At 71.7% G+C, this 17,421-nt stretch carries 20 protein-coding genes and 1 pseudogene; 16 read left to right on the top strand and 5 right to left on the bottom strand.

Features of this window, described 5'->3' with window-relative positions; genetic code table 11:
* Positions 1–188: 188 nt before the first annotated feature.
* Positions 189–1,097, bottom strand: coding sequence for a LysR family transcriptional regulator (locus LJ657_RS19050; protein WP_232649821.1), 909 nt, complete (start codon positions 1,095–1,097; stop codon positions 189–191).
* Positions 1,098–1,176: 79 nt separating this feature from the next.
* Between LJ657_RS19050 and LJ657_RS19045 the strand changes: the two genes are divergently transcribed.
* The 3 genes from LJ657_RS19045 to LJ657_RS19035 all read left to right on the top strand — a co-directional run bounded on the left by LJ657_RS19045 (position 1,177) and on the right by LJ657_RS19035 (position 3,497).
* Positions 1,177–2,202: an EamA family transporter gene (locus LJ657_RS19045; protein ID WP_232649820.1), complete on the top strand. Its 1,026-nt coding sequence runs from the start codon at positions 1,177–1,179 to the stop codon at positions 2,200–2,202.
* Positions 2,199–2,888: an NAD(P)-dependent oxidoreductase gene (locus tag LJ657_RS19040; protein ID WP_232649819.1), complete on the top strand. Its 690-nt coding sequence runs from the start codon at positions 2,199–2,201 to the stop codon at positions 2,886–2,888. Before LJ657_RS19045 ends, LJ657_RS19040 begins: the two co-directional genes overlap by 4 nt.
* A 303-nt stretch (positions 2,889–3,191) precedes the next feature.
* The gene (locus LJ657_RS19035; RefSeq protein WP_232649818.1) at positions 3,192–3,497 is read left to right on the top strand and encodes a hypothetical protein; all 306 of its coding nucleotides are present in this window, start codon (positions 3,192–3,194) and stop codon (positions 3,495–3,497) included.
* A gap of 339 nt (positions 3,498–3,836) precedes the next feature.
* Here the strand turns inward: LJ657_RS19035 and LJ657_RS19030 are convergent, their stop codons facing one another.
* Positions 3,837–4,058, bottom strand: coding sequence for a CarD family transcriptional regulator (locus LJ657_RS19030; RefSeq protein ID WP_232649817.1), 222 nt, complete (start codon positions 4,056–4,058; stop codon positions 3,837–3,839).
* 292 nt (positions 4,059–4,350) lie between these two features.
* Between LJ657_RS19030 and LJ657_RS19025 the strand changes: the two genes are divergently transcribed.
* The 4 genes from LJ657_RS19025 (at position 4,351) to LJ657_RS19010 (ending at position 7,708) form a co-directional block, all read left to right on the top strand.
* Entirely contained in the window at positions 4,351–4,599 is a 249-nt protein-coding gene (locus tag LJ657_RS19025) for a hypothetical protein (protein ID WP_232649816.1), read from the top strand.
* A gap of 67 nt (positions 4,600–4,666) precedes the next feature.
* The gene (locus LJ657_RS19020) at positions 4,667–5,941 is read left to right on the top strand and encodes a COG4705 family protein (RefSeq protein ID WP_232649815.1); all 1,275 of its coding nucleotides are present in this window, start codon (positions 4,667–4,669) and stop codon (positions 5,939–5,941) included.
* A gap of 183 nt (positions 5,942–6,124) precedes the next feature.
* Entirely contained in the window at positions 6,125–6,307 is a 183-nt protein-coding gene (locus LJ657_RS19015; RefSeq protein ID WP_232649814.1) for a hypothetical protein, read from the top strand.
* A gap of 150 nt (positions 6,308–6,457) precedes the next feature.
* Positions 6,458–7,708: an MptA/MptB family glycosyltransferase gene (locus tag LJ657_RS19010; protein WP_505016519.1), complete on the top strand. Its 1,251-nt coding sequence runs from the start codon at positions 6,458–6,460 to the stop codon at positions 7,706–7,708.
* Between the two features lie 5 nt (positions 7,709–7,713).
* On the opposite strand, the pseudogene LJ657_RS19005 reads toward LJ657_RS19010, so the two are convergent.
* A pseudogene (locus tag LJ657_RS19005) lies at positions 7,714–7,865 on the bottom strand (Uma2 family endonuclease); the annotation flags it as partial.
* A gap of 233 nt (positions 7,866–8,098) precedes the next feature.
* On the opposite strand from LJ657_RS19005, the gene LJ657_RS19000 reads away from it, so the two are divergent.
* On the top strand, positions 8,099–8,932 hold the full coding sequence (locus LJ657_RS19000; protein WP_232649812.1) for a PIG-L family deacetylase: 834 nt from the start codon (positions 8,099–8,101) through the stop codon (positions 8,930–8,932).
* 278 nt (positions 8,933–9,210) lie between these two features.
* Here LJ657_RS19000 and LJ657_RS18995 read toward each other — a convergent pair whose 3' ends face one another.
* Positions 9,211–9,474: a hypothetical protein gene (locus LJ657_RS18995; protein WP_232649811.1), complete on the bottom strand. Its 264-nt coding sequence runs from the start codon at positions 9,472–9,474 to the stop codon at positions 9,211–9,213.
* Positions 9,475–9,684: 210 nt separating this feature from the next.
* Between LJ657_RS18995 and LJ657_RS18990 the strand changes: the two genes are divergently transcribed.
* The 8 genes from LJ657_RS18990 (at position 9,685) to LJ657_RS18955 (ending at position 16,470) form a co-directional block, all read left to right on the top strand.
* Positions 9,685–10,380 carry a response regulator transcription factor gene (locus tag LJ657_RS18990; protein WP_232649810.1) on the top strand — a complete coding sequence of 232 codons (696 nt, stop codon included), beginning with the start codon at positions 9,685–9,687 and terminating at the stop codon, positions 10,378–10,380.
* 6 nt (positions 10,381–10,386) lie between these two features.
* Entirely contained in the window at positions 10,387–11,784 is a 1,398-nt protein-coding gene (locus tag LJ657_RS18985; protein WP_232649809.1) for a sensor histidine kinase, read from the top strand.
* A 192-nt stretch (positions 11,785–11,976) separates the two neighbouring features.
* A complete protein-coding gene (locus LJ657_RS18980; RefSeq protein WP_232649808.1) occupies positions 11,977–12,399 on the top strand; it encodes a hypothetical protein in 423 nt (140 codons plus the stop codon).
* On the top strand, positions 12,396–13,343 hold the full coding sequence (locus LJ657_RS18975; protein ID WP_232649807.1) for an FAD:protein FMN transferase: 948 nt from the start codon (positions 12,396–12,398) through the stop codon (positions 13,341–13,343). Before LJ657_RS18980 ends, LJ657_RS18975 begins: the two co-directional genes overlap by 4 nt.
* Entirely contained in the window at positions 13,340–14,110 is a 771-nt protein-coding gene (locus tag LJ657_RS18970; RefSeq protein ID WP_232649806.1) for a ferric reductase-like transmembrane domain-containing protein, read from the top strand. Before LJ657_RS18975 ends, LJ657_RS18970 begins: the two co-directional genes overlap by 4 nt.
* On the top strand, positions 14,107–15,462 hold the full coding sequence (locus LJ657_RS18965) for an NADH-ubiquinone oxidoreductase-F iron-sulfur binding region domain-containing protein (protein WP_232649805.1): 1,356 nt from the start codon (positions 14,107–14,109) through the stop codon (positions 15,460–15,462). Before LJ657_RS18970 ends, LJ657_RS18965 begins: the two co-directional genes overlap by 4 nt.
* A 5-nt stretch (positions 15,463–15,467) precedes the next feature.
* Positions 15,468–15,713 (top strand): ferredoxin, encoded by a 246-nt coding sequence (locus LJ657_RS18960; RefSeq protein ID WP_232649804.1) that lies wholly within the window; start codon positions 15,468–15,470, stop codon positions 15,711–15,713.
* A 118-nt stretch (positions 15,714–15,831) separates the two neighbouring features.
* Entirely contained in the window at positions 15,832–16,470 is a 639-nt protein-coding gene (locus LJ657_RS18955) for a hypothetical protein (protein ID WP_232649803.1), read from the top strand.
* A gap of 39 nt (positions 16,471–16,509) precedes the next feature.
* Here the strand turns inward: LJ657_RS18955 and LJ657_RS18950 are convergent, their stop codons facing one another.
* Positions 16,510–16,947 carry a hypothetical protein gene (locus LJ657_RS18950; RefSeq protein ID WP_232649802.1) on the bottom strand — a complete coding sequence of 146 codons (438 nt, stop codon included), beginning with the start codon at positions 16,945–16,947 and terminating at the stop codon, positions 16,510–16,512.
* Positions 16,948–17,421 lie beyond the last annotated feature (474 nt).

The following is a 17,421-nucleotide window of genomic DNA, read 5'->3' as shown; positions in this document are numbered from 1 at the left end:
TCGCCTCCCCTCACCGCTCGGGTACCCGCTGGGCCGCAGACGATCGGGACCTGCTGCGATCTGCGTCCGTCGCTGCATCCGTCGAATTCATCCTGCCCGAGCAATTTAGGCGATTTCATCTGCCTTGGGGAGGTTTTAGCATCCGATCGACGAACCTGACCGGCCGGAGCAGCCCCTTACGTCACGGGTCAGGACGCTGTTGACGGTGCTCCCGCGCCGAGAACGCCGAGAACGCCGAGCATCGCCCGGGTCGCCGGACTGGGGTTGAACCGGTTCCACACCAGATACTCGGTCCGACGCGGTCCGTCGACCACCGGGACCAGCGCCAGTCCGGGGTCCTCGGCGGCCCGCGGCCGGATGAACGCCGACGGCAGCAGCGCGATGCCGAGTCCGCGCGCGATCAGCCGGGTGATCAGCTCCACGACGCCGGCCTCGTACGCGACGTCGCGCACCAGGCCCGCGGCCGCGAACGCCTGATCGGACTGGGCCCGGGCGGGCGTCCCGCTCACGAAGTCCACGAACGTCTCCTCGGCGATCTCCCGCAGCGTGACCCGAGGAGCTCCCGCCAGCCGGTGCCCGGCCGCCACCACCAGCACATGCTCGTCATGATCGAGAGCAACCGCCTCGACACCGAGAGGCGGTGCGCTCTCCGGCACGCCGAGGAAGGCGATGTCCAGGTCGCCGCCGCGGACCGCCGCCGCCAGTTCGTCACTGCGCCCGGAGCGCAGAGCGACGCGGACGTCCGGATGCCGGGCGCGATAGCGCTGCAGCAGCTCGGGTACGTCGACGGCAGCCGTCGTCACGATCACACCGACGGCGAGACGGCCGCGCACCACACCGGTCGCGTCGGCGGCGTCGGCGGCGGCCCGGTCGGCGGCGGCCAGGCACTCGCGTGCACCGGCGACGAACGCCGCCCCCGCGGGCGTCAGTTCCACACGGCGGCTGGACCGGGCGAACAGCTTGACCCCGAGCTCCCGTTCCAGCCCGGCGATCCGATGGCTCAGCGACGACTGCACCACGAAGCAGCGCTCCGCGGCGCGCGTGAAGTTGCGGGTTTCGGCGACGGCGACGACGTACCGCATCTGCTGGAGATCCACCCGTCAATCGTTCTGGTTCATGGCTGCGATGGCAAGCATGTGTTGGACTCATCACCGGTGGATTCCGAGACTTCATCACATGCAGACGTCGAATTCCTCGCGTGCCTCGACCGAGCGGGCACCCGGCCCGCCGCGGAACTCGTACGCGCAACAGGCGGCCACCGCCGCACTGACCGCACTCGCCCCCGCAGCCTGGGGCACCACGTACATCGTCACCACGGAACTGCTCCCGCCCGGGCATCCGTTGTTCGCCGGGATGCTGCGCGCCCTGCCCGGCGGCCTGCTCGCGCTGGCGATCACCCGGGTGCTCCCGCGCGGGCACTGGTGGTGGAAGGCCACCGTCCTCGGCGCGCTCAACATCGGTGCCCTGTACCCCCTGTTGTTCGTCGCGGCCCAACGACTCCCCGGCGGTGTCGCCGCCACGCTCAGCGCCACCCAGCCGCTGCTGGTCGCCGGGCTGGCCGTCGCCCTGCTCCACGTCCGGCCGACGGCCTGGCGGCTGACCTGGGGCGTGCTCGGCGTGGCCGGGGTGGGACTCGTGGTCCTGGGGCCGCAGGCCCGGCTGGACGTCGTCGGCGTCCTCGCCGGGCTCGGCGGTACGGCCACCATGGCCACCGGGATCGTCCTCACCAAGCGCTGGGGCCTGCCCGCGGGGGTCGGCCCACTGATCCTGACGGGCTGGCAACTGACGGCAGGCGGCCTGCTGTTGCTCCCTCTCACCCTCGCGATCGAGGGGGCACCGCCGCGCATCGACGCCGGGGCCGCCGCCGGATACCTGTGGCTCGGCAGCGTGGGCGGGTTGATCGCGTCCACTCTGTGGTTCCGTGGCGTCGGACGGCTGCCGGTCGGTGCGTCCGCACCGCTGGTGCTGCTGTCCCCGCTGGTCGCGGCCGCCATCGGCGTAGCCCTGGGCGAGTCGCTGAGCGCGCTGCAGACCTTCGGTTTCGCCCTCGCACTGGCCGCGTTGCCGGCGGCGCAGCTCAACGCCCCGAAGCTCTCGCGCCGGGTGACGCGCGGCGGGCCTGCAGAAGCCCGGTCCGAGGACACCGGATTGCGCGACGCCCCTGCACAACCCGGCACCACGCAAGAAGGGCTGACCCGATGAAGAGCGGCATGACGATCGCCGTACTGGGCGCCACCGGGATGGTCGGCAGCCGGGTGACCGACGAGGCCAATGCACGCGGACACCAGGTGATCGCCATGTCCCGGAAACCCGCGACCGAGAACCCGGCGGTCCCGAACGTGACGCCGGTCGCGGTGGACGCGAACGACGCACACGCCTTACGGGAGGCGCTCGCAGGCTCCGCCTCCCCTGGGGCCGTTGACGCCGTGGTGCTGACCGTGCGGACCATGCCGGTCGACGAGGAGTTCCTGGTCGGCACCACCCGTACGGTGCTGGACATCGCCGCACGCCTCGGCATCCGCGTTCTCGTGGTCGGTGGCGCCGGCGCTCTGCGCAGCCCCGGCGGCAGCGGCCTGTTCGTCGCCGACGACGAGGCGTATGTGCCTGAGGGAGTCAAGGCCGTCGCCACCGCCGGAATCGCCCAACTGCGCACCTGCCAGTCCCACGCCGACGCCGCCTGCGTCTATCTGAGCCCACCGGCCCTGCTCGAACCGGGCGTACGCACCGGCCGCTACCGACGCGGCACCGACACCCTGCTCATCGGTGCCGACGGCCGGTCCTGGATCAGCGCAGAGGACCTGGCGGTCGCCGTGGTCGACGAACTGGAGACCCCTGGCCGCGACCCCCTCATCACGGTCGTCCACCAGGGCGAACGCCCGTCGACGTAAGCAAGTCGAGGGGGCCGGCGGACAGTCGTAACCGGCCCGCCGGGGAGCCGAATGGCGCAAGTCGTCTCCCGCTCGCGGCACCGCCGCACGGGTGGTTCCGCGCGGAGCGCTCACACCCGCTTCTGCCTCGCGATGTGTTGACCACACAGGGGAGTTGGGCCGGCGGCCGGCCCGGCGCCCGCGCTCGTTGATCACACGATCCGGCGTGCCGACGAGCAGATATAGGAAATTTGCGCATTAACCTCCAGTCACCTTATGACGTGGCGGATCTCGTTCGCGTCCGTTTCAACACCCGGAGAAGACATGCGCAAGCCTCGCAAGACCGTTGTCGTGGCAGTCCTCCTCGGCACCGTCGGCTTCCTCGGCGCCGGCACCGCTTACGCCCACGGGGACGGGCAGAAACACGGACACGGTCACGCGCGTGAGCACCACGGCCGTGAGAGCCAGACGATCCGCGTCAACCAGAGCACCACGTGCACGGTGACCGAGGACAACAGCGACGTCCAGGGCGAGACCGCCGCGTTCGGGCCGGACGGCAGGCCCGACACGCAGAACACCAACGTCGGCTCGAGCCTGGGCTGCAACAACACCGTCAGTTTCGGCAAGTAGTCCGTACGCAGTCCGCAGGCAGTCCGCAGGCAGCGCGCCAGGGCACAGATGAGTAAGGCCCTCCGTGATCTTCACGGAGGGCCTTACTCATGCAGCCTTGGGCCGCGTCGCGCGCGTGGCCGGGGCAGGCTCCTGCGCATCCTCGGACCAGTGGATCTCGTCTTCTCCGAAGTCCGGGGCCTGGAAGGGTGTCGTCGTCGGAGGCGGCGACGGTGCCGTGGAACGGCGGGGTTGCCCTTCCAGCGGGGCGGAGAACAGCGACGTCGGGTCGATGACAGGTCTGCCTTTCGTTACTGGCCCCCGAGGGGGCCTGGCGTGCCGTGGCCGGGCACGGCGGCGCTACAGCTTGGTCATCTTGGCGTACGGGCTCAAGATCCGCATCTGAGTCGAGCCGAAATCGACGAGCGCCGCGATCCCGTCCTCGATGCCGATCACCCGGCCGAGACCATACATGTCGTGTGTCACTTGGTCGCCCACGGCGAAGTGCTTGGGGGCCGGAGTGACCGGGGCCTTGAAGGGGCTGGTGGGCAGATGACGCTTCGGTGCCGCAGGCTTGGTCATGGCTCAGTATGAGCCCACGTTTCTCCCGTCCGCTGTGGCCATCCGCACAGATCCACAGCGGGAACAACCGCGGAACGCCGCTGACCTGGTGTTTCGCAATATAGGGGCGATGAAACTCGACCGCGGTTCCCCACGAGCCAGCCACGAGTACGCCCCTCGATCAGGCGTGGGCACACTCCGGCCATCAGACGGCAATGCTGTCGCCGTGCATCCCGGGAAGGCATGAAGGAGGCCAGGGCCTGGCGCGCTCGTCGAGGCGCCCCGGTCTCCTTGAGTTCCCTGGAATGCCGGCGTGCGCACCCGGCGCAGCAATCTCGTCGGGGTGCTCTTCCCCCGGCTGCCGGAGATCGTGGTGGCCACCATCGACGAGGGGGCGGAGGAGGAGGCGACCCTGCGGGGGCTCTCCACCTTCGTCACCGACACCCACGACGCCCCGCACAGGAGGGCAAGCCCATGGCCCGCTTGCCCGAGGTCGAGCGCGCGCCGGAGCGCACCTTCGGCAGACCGGCCCACGACGAGCCGCTGCGCGGCAGGCTCGTGACATTCCGCATGCCTCGGACGACCACCTAGTCAGGATGTGTTCAGGTTGGTCGAGCCAACCTCATTGCATGACAACGACAAGCGAGGCACGCACACGCAGCGGGCGACTCATGCTCAACAAGGTTCCCGAGGTCACCGTCTGGTTCTGGGTGATCAAGATCCTTTGCACGACCGTCGGTGAGAGTTTCGCTGACTGGATCAACATGAAGCTGGGCGTCGGCCTGGTGAACACGGCCTGGATCTTCACCGCGGTGTTCGTCGTGGTTCTGGCCGTCCAGTTGCGGCTGAAGCGGTACGTCCCGTTCCCGTACTGGCTGACCGTGGTCGTTGTCAGTGTCACGGGCACCCTGTACACCGACATCCTCACCGACCAGCTCAACGTGCCGCTGTGGATCAGCTCCGCCGTGTTCTCGGTCCTGCTCGCCGTGGTCTTCGGCGTGTGGTGGATGCGCGAGCGCACCCTCTCGATCCACTCGGTCACGACGCTTCCGCGTGAGTCGTTCTACTGGCTCGCCGTTCTCGTCACCTTCGCGCTCGGCACCGCGACCGGCGACTGGACCCTGGAGCTCACCGGCTGGAGCCCGGGAGCCTCGGTCATGCTGCCGCTCGGCCTCATCGCGGCGATCACGCTGCTGTGGAAGTCCGGCGCGAACCCGGTGCTGTCCTTCTGGCTCGCCTACATCCTGACCCGCCCGCTGGGCGCCAACATCGGCGACTGGCTCGCCTCCCCGAAGGTCGCGCAGAACCCGGGCGACCCGACCGGCCTCGCGCTGGGCACCTTCACCACCAGCCTGATCTTCCTCGGCCTGATCCTGGCGACGGTCATCTACCTGACGGTGACGCGCTCCGACGTGACCGAGACCTACGAGGCGGCGCACGCCCCGCAGATCACGGCCGATCCGCGCAGGGAGCGCATCGGACTGGCGGGCTTCGGCCTCCTCGCCGTCGCCACCGGGGGCCTGCTGGTCTGGGCGCACAGCCAGCCGCACGTCGGCCCGGCCCCGGAGACCGACGCCACCTCCACCGTTCAGCTCGCCCCTGGCCAGGCCGTGAAGAAGTTCCCGCCCGCCAAGGTCGACGCACTGAAGGCCCTCGCGTCGACCGCGCTCAAGGACGCACGGTCGGGGAACGCGACCGGGGCCCACGCCGCCGCCCAGTCGCTGCGTGATCTCTGGGATGCCGACCAGGCCTCGTTGCAGCCGCTGGACAACACCGGCTGGACGTTCATCGACGCCCAGATGGACAGCGTTCTGAAGACCTTCGGCATCGACCACCCGAACCCGCCGATGCAGCCGGCCCGGCAGGAGGCCGAACTCAACACCCTCCTCACAGACATGCGCTGACGGGCCTGATCGGCGCCGGGATCCCACGCCGCCCTTGGCGGGTCCGCCGCTCGATCGAGGCCGGTATCGCCCTTCGGCGCGATACCGGCCTCATCTGTCGGGCCGTATGGCACTCGGGCGCGGCGACGGCGCGCGGTGCTGGATGGACGGGCAGCCGGAGTCGTCTCAAGACGCCAGGCCGCGGTGTTGCTGCTGCCCGCCTTCACCGGTGCGAAGACCCGTACCGCGGAGGTCGGCGGCGGCCAGAAACCCAACGGCTGGTTCATCGCCCGTCGTGACAGTGTCGTGGCGGTGGCCTTGATGCCTGTCGGCCGGGCGGACTACGTTTGCGGCAAGATCGTCACGGCTGTCCACGCCGTGAGGTGAAGCACCGAGCAACTAGTAACGAGCGGCCAGAGAGCAACCTTGACGATCAGCAACGATGAGTATGCCGGGCGTTCAGCGCATTGGATCCAGACAGCTCCGTCGGCTGCACCGAGCGCCGCAGCCCGGCCTCGGCCGCACCTGGCCGTAGCGGTGTCGGCGGCGGGCGTGGTCCTGTTCGCGCTGGTCGGAGCGAGCGCACCCAATCACAACACGCTACGGGCACCGATCCCGTGGTTCCGGCTCCCGGCCATGGCCGGGGCCCTCTCCGAGGCGGTCACCTGGGGGGCCATCGTGCTGTCCTGCCTCGGCACACTCGGCATGCTCCACGCTCACAGGCGGGGCTGGAGACCGGACGTCCGCCTCGTGTTCGGGGTGGGCGTGATCGCCGTACTCGTCGTCGCGAACCTCACTCCGGTCGGTTCGTCGGACACGGCCAGTTACGCCGCGTACGGCCGGATCGCCGCGCTCGGCGGTGACCCGTATGTGACGACCCCCGCCCACCTCGGCGGTGCCTACGCCCATCTGGTGAGCGAGTCGTGGCGGAACACGCCGTCCGTGTACGGGCCGGTGGCCACGTGGTGGCAGGCCGGCGCAGCGTTCGTCGGCGGGGAGCGGCCGTGGCTGACGATATGGGCGCTGATGCTCGTGAACGCGGCCGCCTTCGTGGCCACCGGCAGCCTGCTGATCCGCACCGCCGAGGACCCGGTCCGCGCCGGCCTGCTGTGGATCGCCAACCCGCTCCTGATCGGCGTCCTAGTCGCGGGCGGGCACCTGGACACCTTGGTCGCCTGCCTGGCCGTCTGCGCGGTCCACCTCGCTCGCAGATCCACCAGGTGGCACCACGATGTCGCCGTCGGAGGGCTCGTCGGCCTGGCCTGCGGGGTCAAGATCAGCGCCGCGCTGCTCTGCGTGGGACTGGCCTGGCCGCTCCTTCGCTCGGGCAGGTGGCGCTCGGCCGTCCGCCAGACAGGCACGGCCGCGCTGGTGCTCGCGGTCCTCTACGGCGTCCACGGCGCGCAGGCTCTCGCCCCGCTCACCGCCGCCTCCCAGCTGGTGTCCAAGCCCTCCCTGTGGGTGGTGTTCGACCACGTCGGCACCACCTTGCTGGGCCCTCGTGCGGCCGCCGCGGCCGTGAGCGTCCTGTGGCCCGTCCTGATGCTCTCGCTGGCAGGGGTACTTCGCCGCCGCGTCCCGCAGGACACCCCGGCCGTCGTCGCCGTGCCGTTCGCGCTGGCCTTCGCCTGGGTCCTCACGGCTCCGTGGTCGATGCCCTGGTACACGGGACTGGCCTGCGCCCTGGCGGCCCTGACCCGCCTGGACCGCTTCACCCCGTACCTCACCGTGACCACCGCCGTCCTCGCCCTGTCCCACAACAGCGGTGGTCACGGCTGGACATGGTGAGCATCGGAGTACACGAGAGGAACACCTGTCGCGTCTGCTCGATCCTCCAGTAGAAGCCGATGCCTGCCTTGGCGTACTGGTCGACCTTCACGATCCGGCCGGTGGTCTCCGAGCCCGGCGACACCACCTCTGCGACCAGCAGCACGTGCTCGGGGCGAGGCTGAGCCGACGCCTCCCGCAGGTTCGGCGCTGCCAACACCTGGAAGACCAAACGGCCACGCCGGGAACAGCCGGTCCGGCCGGCACGGTTGCACCGACCGAGGGACCGGCGTCGCACGGGCGGGGAACACGGAGACCACCAGGTCGTCCGCCCCACCAGATCCGGGCCCCGGGACCGCGGTACGCCCGCCGCGCACTTGGACGAGACGTGTTTCTGCAGGAGGACTTTTCATGACTGACCGGCCCTTGACGCTCATGGCAGTGCACGCCCACCCCGACGACGAGGCCACCGGGACCGGAGGGGTCCTCGCGCGTTACGCGGCGGAAGGCATCCGCACGGTTCTCGTGACCTGTACCGACGGCGGTTGCGGTGACGGACCGGGGGGTGTGAAGCCGGGCGACCCCGGGCACGATCCGGCGGCGGTCGCCCTGATGCGCCGTCAAGAACTTGAGGCGAGCTGTGAGGTCCTGAAGGTCAGCGACCTGGAGATGCTGGGCTATGCCGACTCCGGGATGATGGGCTGGCCGAGCAACGACGCCCCCGGATCCTTCTGGCAGACCCCTGTCCAGCAAGGTGCGGCCCGACTCGCGGAACTCATGCGGCACTACCGGCCTGATGTGGTCGTCACCTACGACGAGAACGGCTTCTACGGCCACCCCGACCACATCCAGGCCCACCGCATCACGATGGCGGCGCTGGAGATGACCGAGCTGACACCGAAGGTGTACTGGACCACGATTCCCCGCTCGGGGATGCAGCGGTTCGGGGAGCTCATGCGCGAGTTTCATCCGGACATGCCGGAGCCGGATCCCGCCGAGGCCGCCGCGATGGCCGAGATCGGCCTCCCCGACGACGAGATCACCACGTGGGTGGACACCACCGCGTTCAGCGGTCAGAAGTTCGACGCACTGGCCGCGCACGCCAGCCAGGGCGAGAACATCTTCTTCCTCAAGATGGGCAAGGAGCGGTTCGGCGAGTTGATGGGCATCGAGACCTTCGTACGTGTCAAGGACGCCACCGGCGCGGCCGTACCCGAGAACGATCTCTTCGCCGGACTGCGCTGATCCGCCGCTCCGACCGGCCGGGAAGGTTCATCGACGGCACGGCAGGGCAGGGCACGGCGCGATCGAGCGGGCCGCACGCACCCGGCTGGTCGGCAGCCCGCTGAAGGAGCTGTCCTGGGCTGCCGCCGCCTGTGGTCTCGGCTTCGGTCAGGACAGCGGTGAGGGCGTCGAAGGCAGGGGCTTCGACGAGCTGCTCGGCGGGGCTGGCGTAGGTGTCGGACCTCGTCGTGCCGCCCGGGGCCGGCCGCGATGCCCACCACGGACGGTGAGGTCGCGGGTCAGGACGCTCCGGTCGTCGTCTGCGCCGGCTGCGTGGTGGAGGCCGGGGCGTTGGCCGGGGACTGAGGGTGGCGGCCGGAGGAGTGCTCGACAACGCCGGACGCCGGCTGGGAGACGCTCGGCAGTACGTGGGCGTAGCCGGCGCCGAGCAGCAGGGCTGCGGCTGTCGCGGCGGTGGCTGTCCGGCGGGTCGTGGTGCTCACCCGCCGGAGCCCGCGTTCGCGCTGCCGCACCGGGTCGGAGTCGTGCGTGGGGTCGGGCATGGGTCGGCCTCCTTCGGGCGAAGGCGGTGCCGCAAGGCGATCGTCCGGCTCGCGGACGCCATGTCATCAGCGTGCGTCGCGCCGCGTCTGGAAGCCGTTCGGGAAAGCTTCAGATGTGGCAAAGCCGAGTCACTGCGGCAGCGGCTCTCTCGCCTGCGCCGTCCTGCGGCCGGTCCGGGGAGCCGTCCGCGTCGTCCTAGTCTTGGTGCCGTGGAACAGGAAACCGGCTCCCGGGCGGATCCGGACGCGCTGGCGGTGCTGGTCGTCGAGGACGACCCCGGCCTCGCCGGGTCGCTGGTGCGCGGCCTCGACCGAGCCGGGTACCGGGCGGCCAGTGTCGGCACCGCGCGCGGGGCGCTCACCCACGCGCCGGCACCCGACGTGGTCCTGCTCGACCTCGGCCTGCCCGACATGGACGGTATCGAGGTCTGCCGCACACTGCGCCGCAGGTCGGACGTGGTGATCATCGTGGTGACCGCCCGCGGCGAGGAGGGCGACAGGGTCGCCGCCCTCGACGAGGGCGCCGACGACTACCTGGTCAAGCCCTTCGGGCTGGCGGAGCTGCTGGCGCGGATCAGGGCCGTATTGCGTCGCGTCCGCCCCGCCGGGCCCGAGCTGCTGGCCTACGGCCCGCTCGTGGTCGACCCGCGTACCCGCAAGGTGACCGTCGGCGGAGAGGACATCGCGCTCACCCCCAAGGAGTTCGACATCCTCCAGTGCCTCGTCGCCGATCCGGGCCGGGTCGTGACGCGCCAGGAGATCCTGGAACGAGCCTGGGACGCCCACTGGTACGGGCCCACGAAGGTGCTGGACGTCCATATGGCCGCGTTGCGCCGCAAACTGGGTGTGCCCGGACTGGTCGAGACGGTCTACGGGCGCGGCTTCCGCCTCGGTGAAGTCGGCTGACGCGCCGTGACCCGTCGCATCGCGCTCAGCGTTCTCGCCCTGATCACCGCGGTACTGGTGCTGGCGGTGGTGCCGCTCGGGCTGATCATGACGCAGCGCGAGCAGACCTCGTTCCGGGACGAAGCGGCTGCGAAGGCGAGGTCGATCGCCTCCGCGGTCGAGGAGCACCTGTCCGACCGCAAGCCGGACGCGGCGGCGCGGAGCCTTGTCGCTCAGGCCCACGGCAGAGGCGACTGCGCGACCGTCTACGACAGCGCGCGCCGCGTGGTGCTGTCGACCGCTTGCTCCGACGTGGCCGGGAACGATCCCGCGCGGCTGGTCTCCTCCGTGCTCGCCCACCCGGAAACCCGGGTGCGCCAGGACGAGCAGTGGCTGACCACCGCCGTACCGGTCGGCGATTCCTCGGACCCGGTCGGGGTCGCCGTCCTGAGCCGGTCGGCCGATCCGCTGCACGACCGGATCCTGGCCTTGTGGGGCTGGCTCGCGCTGATCGGCGTCGGCGGCCTCGCCGCCGCCGTGCTGATGTCGGTGCTGCTGGCCCGCTGGGTCGGCCGTCCGCTGCGGGTGCTGGACCGGGCGGCACAGCGGCTGGGCGAGGGGGCACTGGACGAGCGGGCGCCGGCCGAGGCGGGGCCGCAGGAGGTGCGCCGTCTCGCGGCGACGTTCAACACCATGGCCGCCCGCACCGAGGCCCTGGTGCACGGTCACCGTGCCGTCGTCGCGGATGTGTCCCACCAGCTGCGCACCCCACTGGCCGCGCTCCGGCTGCGGCTCGACCTGCTCGCCGTCGACGCCGAAGGGGACACCGCGGCCGAACTGGCCGACGCGCAGGGCGAGATCGCCCGCCTGTCCCGGCTGGTGGACGGCATGCTGGCGGTGGCCCGTGCCGAGCACGCGGTGCCGCGACCGGTGCCGGTCCGGGTGGACCGCGTCGTGGCCGAACGCGTGGCCGCCTGGGAGCCCGTCGCCGGCGCGGGCCGTGTCCGGCTCACCGCCGACTGCCGCCCCCGGCTGACCGCCTTCCTCGGCGAGGGCGATCTCGAACAGGTGCTCGACAATCTGATCGCCAACGCCCTCGACGCGGTCCAGGAGGGCGGCCGGGTGCTGATCACCGGTAAGCGGACGCACGAGACGATTCAGCTGCGGGTCGTGGACAACGGCCCCGGGATGACCCAGGCGGCGCGGGAGAGCGCGTTCCGCAGGTTCGGCAACCCCGAGGCGAGCGGTAGCGGTCTGGGCCTGGCGATCGTCCACCGGCTGGTCACCGCCAACGGCGGCACCGCGGACCTGCTGGACTCGCCCGGTGGTGGCCTGAGCGTGACGCTGTCGCTGCCCGCGTCCCGGCGGGTACGCGACCGCGGCGGCAAGTCCGACTCCGGCGGCCCTGGGCCGAGCGACGCCTGAGTCCCTCCAGGGGCCGGCGCACGTGATTGCCTCCGCCCTCCTGACCAGCACGTTCGCTGATCTTTGCGGGTTCTGAAGGATTCCTGAACCGGATACAGACAGTCGCCTGCGCAGGCTGGTCGACGGATACCCACAGATGCGGCCGCGCAGTGTCCAGTGCTTCGACGGCACACCGACGGCCGAGGAGGAACCATGTCCCACCCCGACCACCCCACGTCGGCCGGCGCCGCCCGGCGCCGTGACCGCGGCCTGCGCCGGGTCGGAAGCACCACCCGCTGGGTGGCCGCCGCGGCCGCGGCCGGCTCCGTCGTGCTCGCCACCGGATACGCCCACGCCCTGCCCGGCAAGTCCTCGGCCACGCCCAGGGACACCTCCCGGCCGTCGGCTCCCGCGCCGACACCCACGTCTCCCACGCCCGCACCCACGTCGAGCGCGCCCTCCGCCCCGGGGACTCCGTCGCGGTCGGCGGCCCCGTCCCCGCACCCGACCGTGCGGAAGCAACGGACGACCTCCGCCACGCCGCGCACCGCGCAGTCGTCCACCCCCGCGCCCACCGCCACGAAGCCTCCGGCACCGACTCCACAGCCCTCGCACACCACCTCGGGTGCCTCATGACCGCCGCCGCCACGCATCCGGCGTCGGTCTCCTTCCCCGCGCTGGGCACCACCGCCTCGCTGCTGGTCACCGACGCGGGCGCACTGGGCGCGGCACGGAAGGTCCTCGACGCCGAACTCGCCGCCGTCGATGAGGCGTGCAGCCGCTTCCGGCCCGACTCGGAACTGTCGCGCGCCAACGCCGCGGCGGGAGCCGCATTCCGTGTGAGTGCCCTGTTCGCCGAGGCCCTGGACGTGGCGTTGCACGCGGCGGAGGAGACCGACGGCGTCGTCGACCCCACCGTCGGCACCGCGGTGGCCGCGCTCGGCTACGACGTCACATTCGCCGCGCTGCGACCGCAGGACCTGGGCCCTGTACGCCTTGCCGGACCGTCCGCGGGCTGGCGGACGGTGGAGTGGGAGCGGGCTGCCCGGCGGTTGCGGCTGCCCCCGGGCACCGCGCTCGACCTCGGCGCGACCGCCAAGGCTCTCGCCGCCGACCGGGCCGCCCACCGCGCCGCCGAGGTGACGGGCTGCGGTGTCCTGGTCAACCTCGGCGGGGATCTCTCCGCCGCGGGCCAGGCGCCGCCGGGAGGCTGGCGGATCGCCATCGCCGATGACCACGCGGCGCCCGACACCGCGAACCGGCCCACGGTGAGCATCACCGGGGGCGGACTGGCCACCTCCGGCACCACCGTGCGGACCTGGCGCCGCGGTGGACGGCGACTGCACCACATCGTCGACCCCGCCACCGGTGACATTCCCGCCCCGGTCTGGCGGACCGTGAGTGTCGCCGCCGTCAGCTGTGTGGCCGCCAACACCGCCGCCACCGAGGCCGTCGTCCTCGGCGAACGCGCCCTCGGCCGACTGCGCCGGGCAGGGCTGCCCGCACGGCTGGTCCGCGTGGACGGAACCGTCGAGCGAGTCTGCGGCTGGCCCGAAGACAACCCGGGAGACGCCCGATGACCGGACTCGTCCCCCTCGCCGCCGGCCCCAGCCCGCTGTGGTACGCGACCCGGGCCGGCGGCACCGTCGCCCTGGTGCTGCTCACCGTGACCGTCGCGCTCGGTGTCGCCGTGGGCGGCCGCCACACACCGCGGCGGCTCGCCCGCTTCGAGGTGAGCGCGCTGCACCGCAACCTGTCGGTGCTGACCCTGGTCTTCCTGGCCCTGCACATCGTCACCGTGATCCTCGACACCTTCGTCCACCTGGGGTGGTGGGTGACGGTGGTGCCGTTCGCCGCCTCGTACCGGCCGCTCTGGCTGGGACTGGGCACGGTCGCGTTCGACCTGCTGCTCGCGGTCGCGGCCACCAGCGCGGTACGGCTGCGCATCGGGCAGCGGCGGTGGAAGGCCGTGCACTGGCTGGCCTACGCGGCCTGGCCGGTCGCGCTCTTCCACGCCGCCGGGACCGGCACGGACACCCGGCTCACGCTGCAACTCGCCTTGTACGCCGCATGCGCCGCCCTCGTCGTCGCGGCGGTCTGGTGGCGGTTGTACCGGGCGGGGCCGGGCCGGGTCGCGGTGCGGCTCTGGGCGGGAGTCACCGCGGCGGCGGTGCCCGTGGTGCTGGCCGCGTTCATGAACTCCGGGCCGTTGCAACCCGGTTGGGCGCAGCGCGCGGGAGGAACCACCGCCACGAGCACGAGCACGAGCACGAGCACCGGCACGAGCACGGGCACTGTCCACTCGACACCCGCACCGACCGATGACGACGAGGGAGGGTCCGAATGACCGAGGCGATGACCGACGGGCGGACAGCCCTGGCGGCCGGTGACGGGCGTGCGGGGATGCTCGGCCCGCACGGCTCCCGGCTGCTGCACGGCTGGTACGCCACCGGCGGCCCGGCCGGCCTGGACGAGCACCTCGGCCGATACGGTCCGCCCCCCTTTCCCCGCACCGCGGACGCGGCCGACCGACTGATACGCGCGGTGGAGGACGCCGGACTGACCGGCAGGGGCGGCGCCGCCTTCCCCACCGGACGTAAGCTGCGCGCCGTCGCCGCCGGCCGGGGCACCGCGGTGGTGGTCGCCAACGGCATGGAGAGCGAACCGGCCAGCCGAAAGGACGAGACCCTGCTTGACCTCGCCCCGCACCTGGTCCTGGACGGCGCCGCACTGGCCGCCGCCGCGGTGGGCGCCGATGTGGCGCATCTGTGCCTGCCGCACACCAGGCAGGACCAGGCGGACGCCCTCCGTGAAGCCGTCGGGGAACGCCAGAGGGTCGGCACCGACCCGTTCCCGGTCCAGGTGCATGAACTGCCCCATCACTACGTCTCCAGCGAGGAGACGTCGCTGGTGCGATGGCTGAACGGCGGCGACGCCCGCCCGCTGGCCACCCCGCCGCGTCCCTTCGAGAAGGGGGTCGGCAGGCGCCCCACCCTGATCGACAACGTCGAGACCCTCGCCCACCTCGCACTGATCGCGCGCTACGGTCCCGGCTGGTTCCGCGGTGCCGGGCGCGCCGACGCCGCGGGCACCACACTGGTGACCCTCTCCGGTGCGCTGCGTACACCGGGTGTCTACGAAGTGCCGATGGGCCGACCGCTCGGTGAGGTACTTGACGTCGCTGGCGGAGCCGCGGAACCGCTCGCAGCCGTCCTGTTGGGGGGCTTCTTCGGCAGTTGGCTGCCGGTGGGGCAGGCGCTGCACGTCCCGTTCGCCAAGCAGGACCTGGCGTCCCTCGGCGCGGGACCCGGTGCCGGAGTGATCGTGGCGCTTCCCGCCCGCGCCTGCTGTCTGGCCGAGGCGGCCAGGGTTCTCGGCTACCTCGCGGCGCAGAGCGCGCGGCAGTGCGGACCGTGCCGACTCGGCCTGCCGGCCGTCGCCGCGGACTTCGCGGACCTCGCCTGGGGGGACCCCACCCCGGAGCTGATGCGGCGTCTGGAAGGCCGTACGGGACTGCTCGCCGGACGCGGCGCCTGCCGGCACCCCGACGGCGCCTCACGCTTCGCGGCGACCGCCCTTCGCGTCTTCGCCGACGACGTACGGCACCACCTGAGCGCCGGCCCGTGTGCCGCGGCCGGGCACGAGCCCGTACTGCCGGTCCCGGACACACCGGTACCCGCCGACCGGGAATGGAGGTGAACGGCATGGCCCGTACACACACCGTCGGAATCGACCGCATCGCATGCGACGGCTACGGCCTGTGCGCCGAACTGCTCCCGGAATTGATCGAGTTGGACGAGTGGGGCTACCCGGTCGTGGGATCGGCCCCTCTTACGGGTGAGGCACTCGGGCACGCACGGCGCGCGGTGGCCGCGTGCCCGGCGCTGGCACTGCGCCTGGACCGGGCACCGGAGCGCGCACCGGACCGGAAGCCGGCCCAACGGTCGTGAACGAGTTCTCAACCCCACGTCGGACATACTTCTGCCCGCTCCGGCGCACGGCGCGGAGCAGGCAGGACAGCACTGCCATCCGGGCTGGGCGGGGCCTGATCACCAGGAGGACGGACGCGTGACCGTGATCGGCGGCAGGACACCGACGGACGTCCCGTACGAGGGGCCCGTCACGACATCCGGCGGCCCGGAGGGCAACGAGCGGCTGACCGCCGCGACCGGTGCGGTCCTGCTGGTCCTCTTCGCCGTCGAGGGCGTCACCATCCTCTTCCTCGGGCAACTCCTCACCCTGCACTTCTTCATCGGACTGCTGCTGACCGGCCCGGTCTGCCTGAAGATCGGCTCGACCGGCTACCGCTTCTACCGCTACTACACGGGCTCGCCCGCATACCGCCGCAAGGGGCCGCCCGCACCGCTGCTGCGTGTGCTGGGCCCGCTGGTCGTCGCCACCAGCGTCGCCGTCCTCGGCACGGGGGTGGCCCTGGCCCTGCTCGGACGCGACACCGGTCCGGTTCCGGTGCTCCTGCTGCACAAGGCCGCCTTCATCTGCTGGGTGGCCGTCATGGCCGTGCACGTCCTCGCCTACGTCTGGCGCCTTCCGAGCCTCATCGGCGCCGACCTGCGCCGCCGTCCGGCGCGCCACGGGATCACCGCCCCGCGGCGCGCCGGACGCTGGTCGCTGCTGGTGGTCGCGCTCGGTGCCGGCCTGGTCGTGGCACTGGCCGGAGTCCACCTGGTCTCCGCCTGGTCCGGGTAGCGCCGCCGGGCCGGGGAACCGACAGCGCCAGGCCGGTGCTCAGGCGTCGGTGGACCCGCGCGCCATCGAGTCCACGAGGCCCGACAGCCCCAGCACCACCACGACCGCTTCGACGAACATGGAAGCCAGCCCCAGCGGTTCCAGCCAGTTGCCGATGTCGTCCATGGCCCCCGGAAGGCCGACGCTCCGGTTGACCACGTAGCCGAGGAGTACGGCGGCGGCGAGCGCGGTCGCGGCCAGCCAGGCCCGGCGGTCATGACGCCGCATCAGGTACTCCGCGACCGCCACGCTCGCGATGATGAGCAGGATGTACGCGGCTCCGAGGTAGGGGGTCTCCTTGAGCTTGCCGGGCAGGTCCAGCAAGTGGATCAGGGCGATGCCCAGGAGGCCGAGTGCCGTGACCGCGCGTCGCGCGGGTTCGTCCCGACGGCTGGGCTCGATGGCCCGGGACGCGCCGACTTCGGTGCGAATCGCCATGGCCGACGTCCTTCCTTCGTGGGGGGTTCGGGTACAGAACGCTGTGGTCCGAGCTGTGCGGAGTGCGGGCACATCGTCCCGAGCCGGGATCGGTGCGACAAGGCCGAAATCTGTCATGTACGCCCCAATTTCTGGCCGGGGTGGGCGTGACCGACGACGGCTGTCCTCAAGGCGTGAGGGAGAGGCGGCTCTCCTTCTTCCTGGGTGGGCCGTAGAAGCAGCCCATGCAGGTCACCGATACGAATTGCATGCGGGCGCCGTTGCCGTGGGGCCGGCGTCAGGTGGGCCTGCGGGACAAGCGGATGTGGCTGACGCGTGCCTGTCGGCCGAACCGGTGTTGGCCGACAGCGATGCCATGTCGTGCGGGCATCAGCCGTGCCTCGTCCCTCCCGGCGGTCGATGGCGAGCAGGCGGTGGGAACGGCCGCGAGGTCGTCGGGGCTGAGGACGACGTGCGGAGCCGTCGACGGGCTCC

The sequence above is a fragment of the Streptomyces guryensis genome (assembly GCF_021261325.1).
GTDB lineage: Bacteria > Actinomycetota > Actinomycetes > Streptomycetales > Streptomycetaceae > Streptomyces > Streptomyces guryensis.
Note: the sequence above shows the minus strand (reverse complement) of the source record. Positions and strands in the feature narration are given on the sequence as shown.

Excerpts from the sequence above, each read along its gene's own strand:
- LJ657_RS19040 (WP_232649819.1), top strand. The coding sequence starts at position 2,199 with ATGAAGAGCGGCATGACGATCGCCGTACTGGGCGCCACCGGGATGGTC.
- LJ657_RS18950 (WP_232649802.1), bottom strand. The coding sequence starts at position 16,947 with ATGGCGATTCGCACCGAAGTCGGCGCGTCCCGGGCCATCGAGCCCAGC.
- LJ657_RS19030 (WP_232649817.1), bottom strand. The coding sequence starts at position 4,058 with ATGACCAAGCCTGCGGCACCGAAGCGTCATCTGCCCACCAGCCCCTTC.
- LJ657_RS18960 (WP_232649804.1), top strand. The coding sequence starts at position 15,468 with ATGGCCCGTACACACACCGTCGGAATCGACCGCATCGCATGCGACGGC.
- LJ657_RS19035 (WP_232649818.1), top strand. The coding sequence starts at position 3,192 with ATGCGCAAGCCTCGCAAGACCGTTGTCGTGGCAGTCCTCCTCGGCACC.
- LJ657_RS18965 (WP_232649805.1), top strand. The coding sequence starts at position 14,107 with ATGACCGAGGCGATGACCGACGGGCGGACAGCCCTGGCGGCCGGTGAC.
- LJ657_RS19045 (WP_232649820.1), top strand. The coding sequence starts at position 1,177 with ATGCAGACGTCGAATTCCTCGCGTGCCTCGACCGAGCGGGCACCCGGC.
- LJ657_RS18970 (WP_232649806.1), top strand. The coding sequence starts at position 13,340 with ATGACCGGACTCGTCCCCCTCGCCGCCGGCCCCAGCCCGCTGTGGTAC.
- LJ657_RS19020 (WP_232649815.1), top strand. The coding sequence starts at position 4,667 with ATGACAACGACAAGCGAGGCACGCACACGCAGCGGGCGACTCATGCTC.
- LJ657_RS18975 (WP_232649807.1), top strand. The coding sequence starts at position 12,396 with ATGACCGCCGCCGCCACGCATCCGGCGTCGGTCTCCTTCCCCGCGCTG.
- LJ657_RS19000 (WP_232649812.1), top strand. The coding sequence starts at position 8,099 with ATGACTGACCGGCCCTTGACGCTCATGGCAGTGCACGCCCACCCCGAC.
- LJ657_RS18995 (WP_232649811.1), bottom strand. The coding sequence starts at position 9,474 with ATGCCCGACCCCACGCACGACTCCGACCCGGTGCGGCAGCGCGAACGC.
- LJ657_RS18980 (WP_232649808.1), top strand. The coding sequence starts at position 11,977 with ATGTCCCACCCCGACCACCCCACGTCGGCCGGCGCCGCCCGGCGCCGT.